Raw genomic sequence first — 21,076 nt, 5'->3', positions numbered from 1 at the left:
GAAAACTAAAAATTGAAATAGTATTGCATTGTGTTTAATATAAATCTCTTTAATAAGGATGAAGAAAAAAATACTTTTAGTACTTACCATATTTTCGTTTTTAGCGTATAGTCAAAACTCTTGTACACTAGACGAAACTAAATTAACAGGGACATTTACCACAACCTCAGTTGGTGGTACAAAAATAAAAGCAAGTGATGCTGCTTCAAACCATAGATTTGGAGAGCGAGTTGTTATAGATGGTAATATTGCTGTTACCGTATCTCGAAGTAATGGTGAAGCAGCAGGGAAAGTATATGTATATACTAATGATGGTTCAGGAAATTGGTCACAGCAAACGATATTAACAGCTAGTGATAGTTTTGCAGGTGATAATTTTGGATCAAGTATCGCTTTACAGGGAAATTACTTAGTTGTTGGAGCTAGTGCTCAAACAAACTCCTCTGCAGTAGATACTGGAGCCGCTTATTTATTTGAATACGACGGTTCAAGTACTTGGACTGAAGTAGCTATTTTCGAACCTAGTGATGGAAGTTCTGATGATCGTTTTGGAGTATCAGCTTCTATAGAAGGAAATATGGTGTTAATTGGCGCTAGAAATGGCTCTGTGGGAGGTTGTGCCTATTTATATGAAAATGATGGAACAGGAACATTTACATATACAGAAACCAAACTAGAACCTCAAGTACAATCTAATTATTCTGGTGCTCGTTTTGGTCATGATGTGCTAATTAAAAACGGTCGTGCCTATGTAAGTGGTCCTTATGATTATTCTTCTGTAGGGAATGCTTCAGCAGGATCTGTTCAAGTATGGGATCAAGCTAATGATGGAACTTGGTTACGTACACATCGTTTACGAGGGACATTAACTAATGAAACTTTTGGATGGAGTATTGATGTAGAAGGTGATTATTTAGCAATTGGTGCTATGAAATTTGAAACCAGTTCTACCTCTACAGCTAACGAAGGAAGAGTATATGTTTATAAAGCAGACATAAATGGAGATTATTTAGACTCAAATAGAGTCATGATCCAAAATACAGATAAAGATAGTTTTGCTGATCAACGTCTTGGAACAGATGTAGCCATAGAAAATGGATTTTTATATGTGGGAACTTGGGGAGACGGAAAAACTAACGGAGACGCAGTATATATTTTCAAAGATGATGGCACCAATAATTGGTCTCAATTAACAAAATTAACATCTGGTAATGGATGGGATGAATTCTCAAATAGAGCAGTAGCAGTTTCTTATCCATATTTACTTGTAGGTCAAAACGAAGATGATTCACCTTCAAATTCAGGAGCAATTCACTTTGTTCCTTTAGCAAGTACTGTAACACCTACGGCTTCAATTACAGATTCTACTGGTGCTTCTATTGGTCAAAATAATGCAACAATAACACTTAATTTTTCTGATGAAGCTACTAAATCAGAAATTCAATTTAGTGTAGATGGCGGAGTAACCTATCCCTACACATTTAACGATGATTTAGGAACAGCTGATATCACCAATTTAGGTGTAGGAACATATGATTTAAAAGCTAGATTTAATAATGGTTCTTGTGAGTTAGATTTAGGAACAGTAACCATCAATCAATTGACTTATACAGCTATACCAGATGCAAATTTTGAAGCTCGACTGGAAGCTTTAGGATACGACGATATTTCTGGTGATGGACAAGTACCTACTTCTTTAATTGAAACCGTTACTGAACTACAACTAGCAGGTCAAAATATTACAGATCTTACAGGTATAGAAGATTTTACTGCATTGGAAGAGTTAAAAGCAAACGGAAATAATATTACTACGGTTGACTTATCTAATAACACTGCTTTAAAATTGTTTCAAATGACAAGTAGTTCTTCTCTTGGCTCTATTGACGTAAGTAATAATCCAGTATTAGAAGATCTTCAAATTCGATCTTTATCTAGTGCTATCGATATTTCCAATCTTACTGCCTTAGACCGTTTCGCCTGTGTAGATTGTACATTTACAATTTTAGATACTAGTGGCAATCCAAACCTTCGACATTTAGACCTAGAGGATACGCCAGTTACTGCACTTGATCTAAGCACAAATACTAACTTAGAAATTCTAGAACTAGAAAATACAAGTTTAGTAGCATTAGATTTATCAAAGAATACTTCATTTAAATATTTGTATGCACAAGATATTACAACGCTAACAACGTTAAATATCCAAAACGGAAACAATACAAATATTAACGCGTTTGATATTATAGGTACTCCTGTATTCTGTGTACTTGTAGATGATATAACCTACAGTACAACAAACTGGACAGATATTGACTCTGCTACACTGTTTAGTGAGACAAACTGTAACTATACAGCTATTCCAGATGCTACTTTTGAAGCAGTATTAGAATCACAGGGTTATGATAATATTTCTGGTGATGGACAAGTACCAACATTTTTAATTGAATCCCTTACCGTATTAAACATTAGTAGCAAAGGAGTAACGGATTTAACCGGTATTGAAGATTTTACTGCTCTTGAAGAATTAAAAGCAAACCAAAATAATTTAACAAGCATTGACTTAACTAATAATACTGCTTTAAAAGTACTTTGGATCAGACAAGGAAATAACAATTTCTCTTCCATAGATGTTAGTGAAAACTTAGCGTTAGAAGACTTTAGAATTCAATATTCTGGAACTTCACTAGACATTTCTAACAACACAGCATTAGTTCAATTTATGTGTACAGATTGTAGTCTTACCACATTAAATACAAGTAATAATACTAACTTAACTTCTTTAGATTTAGAAGGTTCTGATATTACATCATTAGATTTAAGTGCAAATGTTAATTTAACTGGTTTAGAAATTGACAAAACAAGTTTAGTTGAGTTAGATTTATCTAAAAACACAGCGTTAAAGTATCTATATGCTGAAGATATTACAACACTTACAGGTTTAAACATTCAAAATGGAACTAACACAAATATTTCAGCTTTTGAAACAGTTGGTACTCCTGTACCTTGTGTTTTAGTTGATGATGTAGCATATAGTACATCTAACTGGACAGATATTGAAGCAACAACAAGTTTTAGTGCTACTTATTGCGATTATACCACTATTCCAGACGCTAATTTTGAAGCTGCATTAAATAGTTTGGGTTACGATGATATTTCTGGAGACGGACAAGTACCTACTGAATTGATTGAAGTTGTCACAACGTTAGATGTGAGTAATCAAAACATTGCTGATTTAACTGGAATTGAAGATTTTGTAGCATTGACGGACTTGAATTTAGACACAAATGTATTAACAAGTTTAGATCTAAGTTCAAATAGTAATCTTCAAAACTTAAATTTTGATAATAATACTATTGCTACTTTAAATTTAGGCACAATATCAAAATTAGAAAGTATAGAAGGAAGATACAATCAATTATCAACCATTGATTTAAGTCAAAATCCTAATTTAACTTTTATAAATCTTAGAAATAATTTATTTACTACTATAAACGTTGCTAACAATCCTCTTTTAGAAACTATAAACCTAAGAGCTTGTGCAAACTTAACGAGCATTGATATTAGTAATAACACAAATGTTAAAAATCTATTTTTTCAAGATACTCCTTTGAATGGATTAGACGTTTCGAATAATTCTCTGTTAGAAGTAATTGTAATAGAACGAGTGAATTTCAACTCAATTGATGTATCTCATTTATCAGCTTTAACACAGCTTAGAATTGCTGATAATAGTTTTACAACTTTAGATGTTTCGAACAATCCGGCATTAGTTCGACTAGAATGTGAAAATAATAACCTAACGTACTTAAATGTTAAAAACGGAAACAATACCAATATGTCTAATGGTAATTTTGTTGCTACAGGAAATCCATCTTTAATCTGTATTACCGTAGATGATGCAACTTGGAGTACGAACAACTGGACTAACATAGACAACACAGCTAGTTTTAACGATTTGGGATGTCGTTACACAACTATTCCAGATGCAAATTTTGAAGCTGAATTAGAAGCTTTAGGTTATGATGATGTTAATGGAGATGGACAAGTTCCAACTAGAAACATAGAAACTGTAACAGATTTAGATTTAAGAAGTAAAACTATTTCCGATTTAACAGGGATTGAGGATTTTATCGCTTTAAAATCACTTAATCTTAAAAACAACAGCTTAACTTCCATAAACTTAACTAATAATACTGACTTAGAAACTTTAGGTATAAGCGAAAATGATTTAACAAGTATAGATCTTTCAAAGAATTTAAAGTTAACTACCTTAGATATTGGTGCAAATCCTTTAACATCTTTAGATGTTTCTAACAACACCTCTTTAACAAGATTAGAATGTCCTGTTACAGATATTACCTCTATTGATGTAAGTAATTTAACACAGCTTACTTTTTTAGAATTATTTCAAACTGATATTGCAACACTTGATGTAAGTAACAACTTAGTTTTAGGAAAGTTAATCTTGTATAGAACTAAATTAACTTCATTAGATATTTCTTTAAATACAGAACTAACACAACTACGTATTGATTATACAGATATTTCAACTATTGATTTAACCACCAATACAAAACTTACAGAAGTTAGAGTAAACGGTTCTGATATTACTACTATAGATTTAACAAATCAAGTTGCTTTAACAGATTTCTATGGACAAACAGGTGTTTTAGAAAATATCAATATTAAAAATGGGAATAATACCAACATCATCAATTTTGATGTAAGAAACAACGATAATTTAACTTGTATTAAAGTTGATAATCCTACTTGGAGTACTACAAATTGGACTAATATTGATAATACTGCTAATTTTAGTTTGTATTGTGATTATACGGCAATTCCTGATGCCAAATTTGAAGCTGAGCTAGCTGCTTTAGGCTATGATGATATTTCTGGAGACGGACAAGTACCTACAGATTTAATAAAAGTTGTAGATGTTTTAAGCATCGGAAATAAAGGAATTTCAGATTTAACTGGTATTGAAGACTTCTCTGCATTAACACGTTTGACCTGTAATGATAACACAATTCAAAATTTAGATTTGAGAAATAACACTTTATTAGAATATATAAAGTGTGATGATAATAATATGGATGTGTTACATTTAGAAAACTTACAGTATTTTGAAGAATTAGTAGGTTTTGGAAATGACTTTACTGATTTCGATTTTACCAATAATCCTAAATTAAAAAAGATTTCTATTTTCAATAACGAAATTACTTCGTTAGATCTTTCTAAAAATCCAGAATTAATTTTTATTCGTTTAGATCAAAATAATCTAAATTATTTAGATGTTAGAAACGGTACAAATACAAACATTACTTTATTCAATGCTGAAGGAAACTCAAATTTATCTTGCATTTTTGTAGATAACGTTGCCTACAGTACAACAAACTGGACTGATATTTATCCAACCACAAACTTTAGAGAAAACTATTGTAATTACACTACAATTCCAGATGCAAACTTTGAAGCAGCTTTAGAAGCTTTAGGTTACGATGATATTTCTGGTGACGGACAAGTACCAACTGCTTTAATTGAAGTTGTTGAAGATTTAACTATTGTTGCAAAATCTATTACTGATATTACAGGAATTGAAGATTTTACTGCTTTAAAAACATTGAATTGTGCTAGTAATTCATTTACTAGTTTAGATTTATCAAACAATACAAATTTAACTTCAGTAATTACCAAGTTCACTCCTATTGCTTCGTTAAACGTAAGTGACAGTCCGAATTTAGATATATTAGTTTGTTCTTTTAATGATTTATCTACATTAGATGTTTCAAAAAATACAGCATTAACCTATTTAGAGTGTAACAATAATAATCTTACCAATTTAGATGTTTCTTTAAACACGGCTTTATTAGATTTACGTTGCGGAGATAATAGTTTGAATACTTTAGATGTTTCAACAAATACGTTACTAACATCAATTTGGTGTCAGAACAATTCAATTACCGAATTAGATTTTTCAAACCAAACAGCGTTAGTTTCAATTACTGTTAATGACAATAACTTAATCTCTTTAAATGTAAAAAATGGAAACAATACGAATGTAACGAACTTTGTGGCGCAAAATAACTCAGATCTTTACTGTATTTCTGTTGACGATTCAGCTTACAGTACTACAAATTGGTTAGGAATAGATGACACAGCATATTTTAATAATACAGGTTGTCGTTATACACAAATTCCAGATGCTAATTTTGAAGCTGAATTGGAAGCTTTAGGTTATGATGATATTTCTGGTGACGGACAAGTTCCAACATATTTAATTGAAGGCGTAACAAGTTTAGCACTGCCTAATAAAGGAATCAGCGATTTAACAGGGATTGAAGATTTTGTAGCATTAACATCATTGAACTGTAGAGTAAATAATCTTACTTCTTTAAATGTAACTCAAAATACACTACTAAAAACATTAACTTCAGATGGTAACTCTTTAACTTCAATTGATTTATCAAATAACACTGATTTAGAGATTCTAAATTTAGCTGGAAGTAATTTAACTTCATTAGATCTTACAAATAATACTTCATTACGAAAGTTATTGGTAAATGGTAATGGAGGTTTAACCAGTTTAGATATCAGTAATAATACTAAACTGGTAGAATTTAAAGCGTATGCTACTAATATTGCTGCTTTAGATTTTAGTGTTCATCCTGATTTAGAAACTTTAGAATGTTATGGTACACAAATTAGTACTGTTGATTTCTCTAATAATCCTGAATTACGAGTATTGCGTGTTGATAATACAAATATTACTGAATTGAATTTAAGTAATAATCCGAATATTGAAACATTACACGTAAATGATACAGGTATAACCTCTTTAGATTTAAGTAAGCAAATAGTTTTGAAAAACTTATATGCACATGAAACGAATTTAAGTTACTTAAATGTGAAAAACGGAAACAACACAAATGTTACTACGTTTAGAGCTGAAAATAACCCTAACTTAACTTGTATTGTTGTTGACAATGCTACGTATAGTACAACAAATTGGACAGATATTGATGGAACTGCTAGTTTTACAGATACTTATTGTCGCTATACTGCCATTCCTGATGCAAATTTTGAAGCGGCTTTAGAAAATTTAGGTTATGATGATATTTCTGGTGACGGTCAGGTACCAACAATATTAATTGAAGGAATTACTACGTTAGATGTAAAGAATTTATCTATTACAGATTTCACAGGAATAGAAGATTTTGTTGGATTAACTAGTTTAGATGTAGGAAATAATAACGCTGGAAGTATTGATATTACAAATTTAGTTTTGCTAGAATTTGTTAGACTAGATGCGATGTCGTTAACATCCATAGATCTTTCTAAAAATACAGCACTTGTCGATTTACGTTGTTCATTTAATTCAGGAATAACTAGTATTGATGTTTCAAATAATACGTTATTAGAAACTGCGCATGTTGGTAATAATAGTCTTACAAATATCGATCTAAGTAATAATACATTGTTGCATGAGTTAAGAATGTCTAATAACAATCTAACAAGTGTAGATTTATCAAAAAATACAGCATTAACAGAATTGATTTTATCAAATAATGAGTTAAGTTATTTAAATCTTAAGAACGCCAACAATACTAATATGTTGATATTTTACAGTACGGGTAATCCGCTTTTAAGTTGTGTGTTAGTTGATGATGCAAATTACAGTACAACGAATTGGACAAATATTGACGACACAACTAACTTTAGAGATACAAATTATTGTAATTATACTGCAATTCCAGATGCCAAATTTGAAGCTCGATTAGAAGCTTTAGGTTACGATGATATCTCTGGTGACGGACAAGTTCCTACGGAATTAATTGAAGGTATTACTTCTTTAACTGTAAACAAACAATCTATCACAGATTTCACAGGAATTCAAGATTTTACCAGTTTAACATCCTTAGATGTAGGAAATAATAGTGCAGGAAGTATTGATATTTCAAATTTAGTTTTATTGGAATTTGTAAGACTTGATGCTATGTCTTTAAGTTCAATAGATGTATCAAAAAACACCGCTCTAACTGATTTACGTTGTTCATATAATTCAGGAATGACCAATATTGACATTTCTAAAAATACTTTACTTGAAACGATACACATAAGTAATAATAGTCTAACAAGCGTAGATGTTAGTAATAACCCATTGCTTTATGAACTAAGAGCTTCTTCAAATGATTTAACGACAATAGATGTATCAAAAAACACCAAACTATTAGGTTTAAATCTGAGTAATAATCCAAATTTAACAAGCCTTGATTTAGCAAACAACACAATATTACAAGAATTAAGTGCAACCAATTGTGGCTTAAATTCAGTAACATCTATTAACACAACCGACTTAAAAGAAGTAAGATTATCAAACAACAATCTTACAAGTTTAGATCTATCAAATAGTATTGCTAGTATATTCGAATTATATGTTGGTGAAAACAACCTAACAAGTTTAGATGTAACCGGAGCTGTTCGTTTATTCACATTATCAGCATATTCAAACAGTATTACTAATTTAGATTTATCTACTGCGACCAGCATTGAAATTATAAATGTTTCCTACAATAGTCTGTCTTATTTGAATCTAAAAAATGGTAAAAATAATTTAGTCCTATCTTTTAATGCTGAAAACAACGCTGCTCTAGAATGTATACTAGTAGATGATGCTGATTACAGTACTACGAGATGGTCTGATATTGATAATACTGCTAGTTTTAGCGACACTAACTGTGGTTATATTCAATTAGCTATAAATGCTTACTTACAAGGAGCTTATATAAATCCGAATTCTGGGGAAGAAAGTTTAATGCGTGACGATTTAAGAATTGCCGGAGGAACTTACGGATCAACTTCTCCTTATTCGGATGCTGCTACTATTTCTGATGCTATAAAACTAGATGATGCAGGAGTAAATTCTATGGTTGACTGGGTTTGGGTTGAATTAAGAGATTCAACTAACCCTGATACTGTAATCGCTGGAAAGTCTGGAATATTACAACGTGATGGTGATATTGTAGAAACAACTGACGACCGTAGTACTCCTCTCCTATTCGATGCAACTCCTGGTGATTACTTCGTGGTAATTAAACACAGAAATCACTTGAGTATTAAAACCTCATCTGTAGTGAGCTTTTCTACAACTGCTGTAACTGCTGTTGATTTAACATCAAGTAGTAATATTATTTCTGGAGGAACCAATGCCGTTATCGATATGGGTAATGGAATTTTCGCTATGATTTCTGGTGATTTTGATGAAAATGGACAAATTCAGAATATTGACACCAATGCTGTTATTCAATTATTAGGAGTTTCTGGCTACAATAAAGCAGACTTAGATATGAACGGACAAGTACAAAATGTAGACATTAATAACTTATTGAATCCTAATATTGGTAAAGGTGAACAATTTTAAGATTCATTTCATTATAAATACAGATTAGATACAATCAATTATTATATTACTTACAACCAAAAGAGATAATACTTTATACAAATAGTATTATCTCTTTTTCTTTTATTCAATTTTTATACTAATCATAAATTAACCAGAATTTTCCTCTACTAAATAATAACAATTTTGGTTTTTCTAATACTCGCAAAAAAACAATTTCGGGCAGTATGAAACTTCAAAATTAACGCTAAATGATATTGAAATTGTAATTCAAATATTTTAAAATTCATTTATAAAAAGTCTCAAATAATTATATCTATTCTACTTATTCATCTCTTTAAAAAAAATAAGTATCCAATTATTCTGATGAAAATAACAAGTACCATTTCTCACATACTTTTTTTGAAACATTAATACAACAAGGGTTCAATAAAAAATACGATAAACCCCAGTAAAACAATGCTTTTTATTGTTTGCACCCTGTTTTGCACCCCATGATTTCTTTTTTTTAACCCCAAATCCAAATAGTATTGCACCATGGTTTTACTACTACATCTAGTAAAAAGTAAAATTCATAAAGTTTAAGAAAACATATTAATAATTTAAAAAAATAGAACTGAGAAACATTAAAAAATAGACAAAGAATAACACCTGTTTATTTATAAAAATTTAAAAGCTACTAATAATATAACTAAGACATGAAATACATAAAAGATCCAAATGACAATTTCAATTCGATGTACACAAAAAATTTAAGCATCTTTTTATTCTTATATCTTTTCTCTTTAATCGCATATTCACAAACTCCAGAAGGTTTCAATTATCAATCTGTAGTTAGAAACGCATCTGGAGAAATATTAGCAAATGCTAATGTAGGTGTTGAGTTAAAATTACGCCAAGCAACAGCAGACGGGACTGTAATTTATACAGAAACACATACGACAACAACAAATGGGTATGGAGTATTTAGCTTAATTGTTGGGCAAGGCGCTACAGTAGATACTTTTTCTACAATAGATTGGGCATCTAATAGTCATTTTTTAGAAGTTAGTATTGATATTGCTGGAGGTACAACTTATGTAAGTATGGGAACTACACAATTATTAAGCGTTCCTTATGCATTACAAGCTAAGTATGTAGAAAATGGAGATAATTTAGGAAACCACACATTAACTGAAAACATAAAAACAGATGGAAAATGGATTTCTAATGATGGTGACGATGAAGGTTTACTAGTGAATTCTGGAGGAAGAGTAACTACATCACACAAATTATTCTTAGGAAGTAATATCAATTTAGATACACACTGGATTAATGGAGACGGAACTAATGATAGCGGAATTCAGTTTGATACAAATGGTAATGTAATTACATCAGCTAAAATTTCTTTAGGAGGAAATATTCAAATTAATTCTAATTGGATTTCTAATGATGGAGACGATGAAGGAATTGCTATTAAAGCTGATGGTAGTGTTGGTATTGGAGAATCTAATCCTCAGACAAGTTTAGATGTTGTCGATAATGCTGTGATTGGAAACATTGCTGTTGGTTCTCAAAGTACAACTCAGAATGCTTCTAACCAAAAAGATGAAGGTTACATGACTACACCATGGATTTACACATCGGCTATACAAGCTCCAGGAGAACGAGACAGTTCACCAACAATGATTGCTGTTGGAGGAGATAATAATTTTGGAAAAGCTGATGAAATTCATTTTGTAACAAATGGAACTTCTCAAGTAGAAATTACTGATGGTTTATTAAATGTTTCTGGATCTATAAAATCAACTGGTAATTTTGAACTTGATGGAGCTCTTACAACATCTTCTTTTGAAAACCAAATTTTTGGTTCTTATGATGATACAAGTAATCTTTCAAACCTAGAAAGAAGAAATGTAATTATTGGATATCAAGCTGCAGAGGGCGCACAATCAGGAGATAGTAATGTTGTAATAGGATACTTTGCTGGATATAATTTAAACGGAGACTCTAATGTATTAATCGGAACAGCAGCAGGAGCTGGAGGTTCATTCTCTAATCAATTACATATTAGAAATTTAATTTACGGTGAATTTGATAATGATTACTTACAAGTTAACGGAGAATTAAAAGTAGAAGAAAACATTGCTACTGATGGAAATGTAGTTATAGATCAAGATGGTGATGATCTTAGAGCAGCTGGTGCATCTAATAATGTAGAGATTATTTCTATAATCGTAAACGCAGATGGTTCATTAAATACTAATGTTACTAATTCTTCTGGTATAACAGCCTCTAGAAGTGGAAACACCTATACTGTAAATTACTCGAATCACTTTTCAAATTTACCTGCTGTAACGATCACTTGTATTGGATCTACTTCTGTAACTAGAGCTGCTATGATTACTTCATTGGCTCAAGGTAAAGTGGAGTATCAGGTAAGAAGTTCTGGTGGAGATAACAAAACTGATGCGGCAACTGTTTTACATATTATTGGAAAAAGATAATAAGCGTATGAAACAATTTATATTCATAATCGGTTTACTTTTTTCGGTGACAATGTTTTCACAAACGTTAGAACGTACCGTAATCGGATCAACAGGAAAAACATTAAGTAATACTAACGGAAGCATAAACTTTACTGTAGGAGAATTAGTTGTTACAACTAATTCTAATGGTACAGCAATATTAAACCAAGGGTTTCAACAAGAAGCGATCATACTTAAAATTAGACTTTCTCCAATAGCTTTTTTACAGGGACCCTTGGCTACTTCAGGAACTACAACTATGGACGATAGTTTACGAAGTAATAGTTTGTTACCAACTACAAGTCCGTATTCAGATGGCTTAACCTGTGAAAATTCAGTATTTAATAATACCGGTAACGACGCAATTATCGATTGGATTTGGATCACTTTACGAGACAAAAATGATAAAACCATAGTACTTGCAAGTCAATCTGCATTATTACAAGCTGATGGAGATATTGTTGATACAAACGGGATTTCTCCCGTACAAATAGCATTGTCTTCAGACAGTTATTTTGTAGGAATTAACCACAGAAATCATTTAGGAATTATAAGTACAAATCCAGTTACTTTAAATACAACTTCTACTACTACAATAAATCTTAGTGATACAACTACAGCCGTATTTGGCGGAACTAACTCTGTTTTAAATATGGGGAACGGAATATTTGCGATGATCGCTGGTGATTTTGATGAAAACGGACAAATTCAAAATATAGATACCAATTCAGTGATTCAATTATTAGGAATTTCAACATACAATAAAGCCGATTTAGATATGAATGGTCAGGTACAAAATTCTGATATCAACAATCTTTTGAATCCTAACATTGGAAAAGGAGAACAATTTTAACTAAAACTACATGAAACTAACTAAAAATAAAAGATTTAAAGTTCGTATAGAGATTAAAAAATTTGCCTATTTACCGATAATCTATCGTGGAAGTTTATTCTGGCTATCAAAAATTAAGATAGAAAAATCGTTCAATGGAATGTCGATGAGAATTATCAATGTTCAAAGAGTATAGTCTTTTAAAAAATATATACATCTCTTTTAAAACCTCACTAAACATAAAAAATCTAGAAGGTTTTACAATAAAAAAGATACAAAAAACAACAATTATTCATGATGAGAAATTTACTATTTATTGTTCTAGTTGCTTTTACTAGTCAACTATTTTCACAAAACATAAGTTTTTCTTTTGTTAATGCAAGGAATACAAACGACGGAACTAATGATTTTTATGAAGCTGATATTTATATCGCTTCAGATACAGATTTTATCGTAGGGTCTGGTCAAATTTATTTCAATTATAATACAGAAGCATTTGGCGAAAATGTTGACACCAATACCAATTTTGAGATGCTACAACCAGATGGTTCTATTTTAGCAACTAGCTTTTTTTCTGGGACCGTTTTTGCCTACCATTCTTTTATAGTGAACGATAATACAACATCAAGAGTATCTACTTCTTTTCAACAATTGGCAAGTAGTGGAACTATAGGAATGCCTGTTGTTACCGATACACCACAACATTTATACAGTATTAAAATTAAATATACAGATGTAAGTAAAGATCCTAATGTTACTTTTGAAACTGGTGGCGTATTTTTAGATCAATTTTATACAGCCTGTGGACCAACAACAGCAGTTGCTTTCGGAACGGCTAATTGTACGTCTGAGCCAGGAATTCAACTTACAGGAGATAGTTATGATTCAACAGGAGCTTCACTTCCTACAGATATAAATTGGACAGGAGCTTCTAGTGCATTTTGGGGAGTAACTTCAAATTGGAATACTTCTGAAATTCCTAATGCTACTAATAATGTAATAATTCCAGATGTTACAAACGATCCTATTTTAAATACTGGAAGTTATGTAATTGATGATTTAACTGTTAATTCTGGAGCTGATTTAACCATTTCAAATGGTGTTTTAAATGTAAATGGAAATTTAAATAATGATGGTGCAATTACAGTTACAGCAGATACTAGCGATAGCAGTGTTTTTATCGTAGACGGAAGTGCTTCTGGGCAAGTTACTTTTCAACAAAATGGTTTAGTAGCTAATGAATGGAACATTATAACTGCTCCTGTTAGCGGACAAAGTATTAAAGAATTTGCTGAAAATACTTTAAATGATATTCGTGTAAATACTACTGTAACACCTCATAGATATGCAATTGGATATTATGATGACAGTAAAACAGATGGATCTAAATGGGTGTATTACACAACTACTGATTTAGCTACAAACTCATTAACTTTTGAATTAGGTAAAAGCTATGCCATATCTAGAGCTTCAAACGGAAGTGTATCTTTTACTGGAACTATAGCAACTAACGATGTAACCGAAACTGTTACTGAAAATGAGTGGAATGCTATTGGAAATCCTTATACTGCTTACCTACCAATTAATGATCTTTCTGGTGAAAACTTTATCGCTAATAACTCTAATAAATTCGATCCTTCGTTTGTAGCTGTTTACACATGGGATGTTGCTCAAAATAAATATGTAGCTACTTCTTTAGTTGATGCTGAAAGTAAATTAGCACCAGGGCAAGGTTTCTTTATAAGAACAAAAGCTGGTGAAACAGAAGTAAATTTTAATAAAGACCAGAGAGGAATTAATATTTCAAGTGGTCCTTCTATGAGATTTCAAAATAGAAGCGAAAATGTAGAAATCGAATTATTAGCTGAAACAAATGACAGAAAAGTTAAAACTCGAATATTATATACAAACACAGCAACAAAAGGATTAGATGCTGGCTATGATATTGGAAATTTTGGCGGTGCTAGTTTTGATATCTTCACGCGACTTGCCGATGAAAGCACGAATACTAATTTTACAATACAATCTTTACCAATTAGTGAACTTAAAGATATTATTATTCCTATTGGTTTAGTTGCTGAGAAAGATACTGAAGTTGAGTTTTCTATTCATACAACTGAATTACCTGATACTGCCGAAATTTATTTAGAAGATAAACAAAATAACACCTTTGTAATTCTTAATAATGAAACTACACATAAAATAAAAATAGATGAAACTGCTACTACAGTTGGAAGATTTTATTTACACACAAGTGCTAAAACATTAAGTACAGAACAAGAGAGTTTAGTTTCTGAAAACATCAACATCTTTAAATCTGGTAACAAAGAAATTACAATTACAGGAATCACCTCAACTTCAGAAGTAAAAATATACTCAATTCTTGGTAAGGAAGTATTTAGTACTCAAATAGCATCAAGTTCTTCTTCGAAGATTGATTTAAATGCTATTACTCCTGGAGTATACATTGTTAAGCTACAATCAGAACAAACAAATTCAAGTAAAAAAATAATAATAGAATAACAGAAATGAAAAGTAATCAAAAAGAAATTACCCGTAAAGAGGCTTTAAAGAAGATTGGTGATTTTGGGAAATATACGGCATTAACTGCCATAGGAACATATTTAATTTTGAGTCCGAAAAAAGCACAAGCTGCCTCTCCTGAGGCTCCTGGTGAAGGATTCTAAAATTAAAATCGGGGATTAATTATGTGAAGGTCGACCACACTACTACTGTTGGCCTTCATTTTTTAATTTACAGGAATAACCATCTATTTAAGAAAATCAACCATTAATAATAACATGAAAAAACTTGTTACTCATGTTTTTCTGTTCATTTCCATTGTCATACAAGCACAAAATAGAGATACAACTTTAATAAGATTAGAAAGTGATTTACAAAAAAAACAAACCGATTCGTTACGAGTTGAAGCTTTGTTAAATTTATGTGCTTATCAAAAGAAAAGAGACTATAATAAAGTAATTGTTTACTGTAAAGAAATCCATAAAATTCTAGATCAAGTAAACTATGATACTCGATTGCAAAGAGCTAAAACATACGGTCATTCTGGTATTTATAAAAGAAGAAAAACTGACTATACAGGAGCTTTGAAAGATTATCATGCCGCAGAGAAAATTTATATCAAAATAAACGATACAGTTCAACTTTCTACTATTTACCACAACATAGCTTTTATATATAGAAAAAGAAAAGAATATCAGAAATCAATTCAATTATTTAAAAAAGCTATTGCTATAAACTTCCTCAATAAAAGATACAAAAATCTTGCTAATAACTATAGTATGATGTCTGCATGCTATAAAAATTCAAAGCAAATAGATTCTGCTTTTTATATACTAGATAAAGCAATTTATTATTTTGAATTAAGTAATTATGAAGAAGGAAAACAACAGGCTATTTCTAATAAGGCTTCACTATATTCTATGCAAAAAGAATACGACAAAGCATTACATATATATTTGGAGTATTTGAAGTATACCCAACAAATTAATAAAAAACGTTCTATCATTAATACACTTTCAAATATTGCTAATATTTACCTTAAAACTGAAGCGTATGATAAAGCTTTAGTTCATATAAATAACAGTATAGAAATGGCTATTTCTGAAGATACCAAACAGTATTTATATAATGCTTATCTAATTAGAAGTAAAATATATAAAGCCATGAAAAAATATGAATTAGCTTTTGATGACGTCAAAAAATATAACTCAATAAACAGAAAAATAAATGATATTAGAAAAATAAGAGAGTTAAAGACATTAGAGATTTTAAATACTTATGAAAAAAAACAATTAAGAGATAGTATTGTTAAAGCTAAAGAAAGAAAATTACTACAAATACAATCACAAAATAAAAAATTACAGAACAGACTATATAGCATCGTTTTAATTATTCTATTGCTGATTTTATTATCTATGGTGATTTATGCTTATAAATACATGAAGAAAAAAAATGGTATTAGCCCAAAGCATGAAAAAACAAATCTAGAAAAATACGATAAGTCACTTCAAGAAGAATTACAACAATCATTGCAGTTGATAATTCATTCTTTAAAAAGTAATCAACAAGTAGCGAAAGAAGATATAAATGTTTTAAAGAAACAAATACACACTCTTAATAACGAATATTTAAAAAGATTAAAAACAAAGCATCAAAAACTAACAAAAACTGATATTGAAATTTGTTCTTTTATTAAAATTGGACTCTCTAGGTCGGAAATTGCGCTTTTAAGAAATACCAGTTTAGAAGCTGTAAAATCTACTCGATTTAGATTAAAAAAGAAACTAAATCTTACTAGTGAGCATTCATTAAATAATTATCTCTTAAAATTATAAGTTCATAAAAGTCTTATTTTTAAGAAGCCTCCAAATATTCTAAAATTGAACTTCCTTTTGGCGCATTTACTTTTTTACGAAGACGAGACCTACTTCTAACAACACTATCATTGGAAATCGCTAACATAGTAGCAATTTGTTTAGTATCTAAATATAACTTTTCCATGGCTAACAAGCGTTCTTCAGACTTAGTAAGGTTATATCCTTTATCTTTTAGTCGCATGAAAAAAGTAGGATGCACTTTTGTGAATTTTTCTTTAAAAATATACCAATCATCAGAAGTTAAAATTTTTGTGGTAGTTAAATCATTAATTTTCTCAATAGATTTTTGATTTCCAATTTCTTCTTTTAACTTTTCTAATTCTTGAGTTAAAGACTCTTGTATCTTACTTTTCTCTAATAACTGATTGGTATATGAAGTAAGTTCTTGTTTATTTTCTGCTATTTTTTGTGCCAATACCTTTCGTTTCATTTTACCTTTATACCAGATAAAATAAGAAATAAACGCTGAAAGTACTATTACAGAGAATAAAATAAACCATAATATTCTTCTTTTAGCTTCACTAATCTCTTTGTCTTTTTCTAATAGCGTAATTTCAGTTTCATTTTTAAAGATTTCACTATCCTTTCTTTGTGTTTCGAACTGCGATTGATAATATAAGAAAGTATTTGTTGTAATTCTTCTTTCTATAGAGTCTTTAGCTTTAGTATAAGCCTTTAAATATTTGTACGATTCTGCTATTTTTCTTTGAGCTGATAACACGTCTGAAAGTTGCTTGTTTGCCTCCATTCGCAGTTGTTCGTCACCCAATTTATTATTCTTATTCAATAGCTTTTTATAAAACTTTTCTGCAACAGGATATTCTAATTTGGCACTATGATATTGGCCTGAATACAATAAAAAGGAATTCTTATGATATTGATCTTTTCGTTTACTTGATTTCAATTTGCTATCAAATTCTTTTAGATATTTATAAACACTATCTAATTTTTGAGCTTTTAAATAATATTTAGTTTTAATTTTTGCCAAATGCATGCTAAATCCTCTTTTCATCATTTCATTTTTAACATCAGCATACGAACTCGTCATAGAATCTAAATACTTTTTTGCAATATTTAATTCGTTTTTCTTAGCATACGATGTAAATAAATGTGAGTAGGCATAGAAAATACCTGTAGGATCATTCATTTTCTTAGCACCTGATAAAATTCTTTTTCGTTCGTAAATAGCCTTATCATGAAATCCATTTTTTCCATATAAACTTGATAATTCATTTAGTGTGTAGTTAGCATAACTCGCGTCACCTAATTTGATATAAAGCTGGTAAGCTTTTTCAAATCTTTGCACACTATTTAAAAAATCATTCTTATCAAAATATACCTGCCCAGCAAAAAAAAGTGCATCTGCTGCAAAAATAGAGTCATTACTCTTTAAAAAAAGTTCTCCAGACTTATCATAATCTATTGCTGCACTATCTAACTGTTCTTTATGATAGTATAAAGCTCCCTTTTTAAGTAAAACATGAGCTTCAGAACTTTTCTTTTTAAACTTATCTACATTTTTTAATTGAGTTTCAATCTCTTTAAACGCTGCCTTAAAATCTCCTTCATTAATGTATTCTTGTATAAGAAATCGAGATTTATTCGCTGCTAAATCATATTCTCCTTGTTTACTTGTTAAATTAACATAATCAAGTAAGTATTGTAATTTCTTGGGATGATTCTTACGTACCATAAGATTAGTTAACGTATCTAAATAGGCAATTCGATCGTTAACATTAGTACTTTCATCTAGTTTCTTAAGTAATTCTTCTGCTTTATTTTGACCATAAATAGAAATACCTAAAAAAAACAAGATAAGAAAACTCACACTTCTAATCATTGATTTTGTAGTAATTAGTTAATAAATATGAATAGAATAGCTTTAAATAAACTATTAAAATTAGACGGTCGAAATTTAGCAAAAAAAAATGCAGAACTTAAAAAGTATTTCTGCATTTTGATTATCGATTATTATTTTGTTTTTTATTTTTCAGTTTTAGCTTTTCTAAAAATTAACCAAAGTCCTATTAAAATTAGAGGAATACTTAATACTTGACCAGTATTAAACATTAAAATCCAATCTTCTCTAGTATCAACTTGAGGTTTCTTTAAAAATTCAATTGTAAATCGTAAAGACCATAAAGCAACCATGAATATTCCGAATAAATAGCCTTCTTTAAGTTTTTTATCTGTTTTCCAATATAATCTCCAAAGGATAAAGAATAAAGCTAAATAACTGAACGCTTCGTATAACTGTGTTGGGTGTGCTGGATATCTCTCCCCTGCTCTTTTAAAAATTACACCAAAACTACTACCTGTTAGTTTTCCATAAATTTCTGAATTGAAAAAATTTCCCATTCTAATAAAGAAACCTGCTAAAGCAACCATAATCCCCATTCTATCAAGAATAAATAACCATGATTTTTGCAGATGTTTTTTTGCATAAAAATATAAGGCAATTGGTATGGCTACTGCAGCTCCATGACTTGCAAAACCTGAAATACCTGTAAATTTCCATCCTTTTAATAAACCAAAAAACGCTTCAGCTCCTTCTTTCTTTTCAAATGGTAAAATAATTTTCCATAGGTTATCTTGATAATCTGGCCAACTATAAAAAAATACTTCCCCTAAACGCATACCTATTAACATAGACAAAAATGTATACATAAATAACGGATCCATTTTTTCATGAGAAATTCCATCTTGCGTAAAGATTTTTTTCATTAAATGTGTTCCTAATATAAATGCTATAACAAACATTAAACTATACCAACGTACACTAAAACCTCCAATGTTAAATATTTCAGGATTCCAGTCCCAAGTAATTGCTAAAAAGTTCATCTATTTTAAATAAGTTTGATTTTTTATTTTTTGTTTTTTTTCTCTGGTACAGGATCATAACCACTTCCTCCCCATGGATGGCAACTAGAAATTCTTTTTATTGCTAACCAACCTCCGTAAAATAAGCCATGTTTTTTTAATGCTTCTAGTGCATAAGAAGAACATGTTGGGTTATATCTACAAGTCGCAGGTGTGAATGGAGAAATAGCTGTTTGGTAAAAACGGATTAATAAAATAAACGGATATGTAAGTATTTTCTTCAATTTAGTAATACGTTATATTTATATCTGGCTCATTATCTCTTATCCTTTTTACTGGAAAACCGTTCTCTCCGTATTCGTACTCAAAACGTATAACACCTTCTTCATAATTGATAATGTTATTTGGACAATATCCTTTGAAGAAAAAATTAGTCACACCACTGGTAAATTCATTATAAAGAGTACTATCGTAAAGTTTTTGATAAGCATGATAATAAGGGTTTGGTTTATCATCATAAACATACTCTTTTACAATATCATCATAATTTCCAGAAGAATAATCTTTACTAATCAATTTTATTAGATTTCCTCTTTCATCATATTCACACTCTTGATTAACATATAGATCTCCAGAAAATTCAATTGCTTTAAATTTAATAACTCTTCCTTTATTATCTAAAGTTAGTTCTGATTTGTATGATTGTGACGAGTTTTCAATAATTACTTTATTCCCATTATATGAAAAGATTACATCTCCACCTTCAGGAAATTCTATCTTTTCTAATTTGTCTTGAGCATTATATGAATAGTTAGCTATTACTTTTCCTTCTAACAAAGAAGTTTCTTTCGTTAACTTTCCTTTAGAATTGTATGTGTATTCAGTAATGCTGTAAAAGAAATTATTTTCATCTCCATTTTGATATTTGGTTAAAAAACCATCTTCATAATAAAACAACTCTTTTAAATGTTCAAGATTTGAGTCAATATAATCTATCGATTTAAGATATTTAACCTGTGAAGAAGGTAAAAGTTCTTCCGTTTCATCTTCACTGCTACAAGAACTAATTATCAACAGGCTTAATAACCATAATACTTTTCTCATATTTAATTGAACA

Annotated in this window: 11 protein-coding genes; 7 read left to right on the top strand and 4 right to left on the bottom strand. The window is 30.1% G+C overall.

Features of this window, described 5'->3' with window-relative positions; genetic code table 11:
* Positions 1 to 58: 58 nt before the first annotated feature.
* The 7 genes from AQ1685_RS07610 to AQ1685_RS07580 all read left to right on the top strand — a co-directional run bounded on the left by AQ1685_RS07610 (position 59) and on the right by AQ1685_RS07580 (position 17,097).
* Complete coding sequence (locus AQ1685_RS07610; protein ID WP_095070904.1) at positions 59 to 9,421, top strand: hypothetical protein; 9,363 nt, start codon at positions 59 to 61, stop codon at positions 9,419 to 9,421.
* Between the two features lie 677 nt (positions 9,422 to 10,098).
* Complete coding sequence (locus AQ1685_RS07605; protein ID WP_095070902.1) at positions 10,099 to 11,886, top strand: autotransporter outer membrane beta-barrel domain-containing protein; 1,788 nt, start codon at positions 10,099 to 10,101, stop codon at positions 11,884 to 11,886.
* A 7-nt stretch (positions 11,887 to 11,893) separates the two neighbouring features.
* Positions 11,894 to 12,760 carry a hypothetical protein gene (locus AQ1685_RS07600; RefSeq protein WP_157730152.1) on the top strand — a complete coding sequence of 289 codons (867 nt, stop codon included), beginning with the start codon at positions 11,894 to 11,896 and terminating at the stop codon, positions 12,758 to 12,760.
* 10 nt (positions 12,761 to 12,770) lie between these two features.
* Positions 12,771 to 12,935, top strand: a complete 165-nt coding sequence (locus AQ1685_RS07595) for a hypothetical protein (protein ID WP_157730151.1) — start codon at positions 12,771 to 12,773, stop codon at positions 12,933 to 12,935.
* Positions 12,936 to 13,036: 101 nt separating this feature from the next.
* Entirely contained in the window at positions 13,037 to 15,262 is a 2,226-nt protein-coding gene (locus tag AQ1685_RS07590) for a T9SS type A sorting domain-containing protein (protein WP_157730150.1), read from the top strand.
* Positions 15,263 to 15,267: 5 nt separating this feature from the next.
* Positions 15,268 to 15,426, top strand: a complete 159-nt coding sequence (locus tag AQ1685_RS07585) for a hypothetical protein (RefSeq protein ID WP_157730149.1) — start codon at positions 15,268 to 15,270, stop codon at positions 15,424 to 15,426.
* Positions 15,427 to 15,540: 114 nt separating this feature from the next.
* On the top strand, positions 15,541 to 17,097 hold the full coding sequence (locus tag AQ1685_RS07580) for a tetratricopeptide repeat protein (RefSeq protein ID WP_095070898.1): 1,557 nt from the start codon (positions 15,541 to 15,543) through the stop codon (positions 17,095 to 17,097).
* Positions 17,098 to 17,116: 19 nt separating this feature from the next.
* Here the strand turns inward: AQ1685_RS07580 and AQ1685_RS07575 are convergent, their stop codons facing one another.
* From AQ1685_RS07575 to AQ1685_RS07560, 4 genes are all read right to left on the bottom strand, one after another.
* The gene (locus AQ1685_RS07575) at positions 17,117 to 18,967 is read right to left on the bottom strand and encodes a hypothetical protein (RefSeq protein ID WP_157730148.1); all 1,851 of its coding nucleotides are present in this window, start codon (positions 18,965 to 18,967) and stop codon (positions 17,117 to 17,119) included.
* Positions 18,968 to 19,122: 155 nt separating this feature from the next.
* Positions 19,123 to 19,980 (bottom strand): prolipoprotein diacylglyceryl transferase, encoded by an 858-nt coding sequence (lgt, locus tag AQ1685_RS07570; RefSeq protein ID WP_095070896.1) that lies wholly within the window; start codon positions 19,978 to 19,980, stop codon positions 19,123 to 19,125.
* 23 nt (positions 19,981 to 20,003) lie between these two features.
* Positions 20,004 to 20,243: a membrane protein insertion efficiency factor YidD gene (gene yidD, locus AQ1685_RS07565; protein ID WP_095070894.1), complete on the bottom strand. Its 240-nt coding sequence runs from the start codon at positions 20,241 to 20,243 to the stop codon at positions 20,004 to 20,006.
* A 1-nt stretch (position 20,244) separates the two neighbouring features.
* Positions 20,245 to 21,063: a hypothetical protein gene (locus AQ1685_RS07560; RefSeq protein WP_095070892.1), complete on the bottom strand. Its 819-nt coding sequence runs from the start codon at positions 21,061 to 21,063 to the stop codon at positions 20,245 to 20,247.
* Positions 21,064 to 21,076: the final 13 nt, after the last annotated feature.

This window comes from Tenacibaculum jejuense (genome assembly GCF_900198195.1).
In the GTDB taxonomy this organism is placed as follows: Bacteria; Bacteroidota; Bacteroidia; order Flavobacteriales; family Flavobacteriaceae; genus Polaribacter; species Polaribacter jejuensis.
The sequence above is the reverse complement of the archived record's forward strand: the minus strand, read 5'-3'. Positions and strand labels throughout refer to the sequence as shown.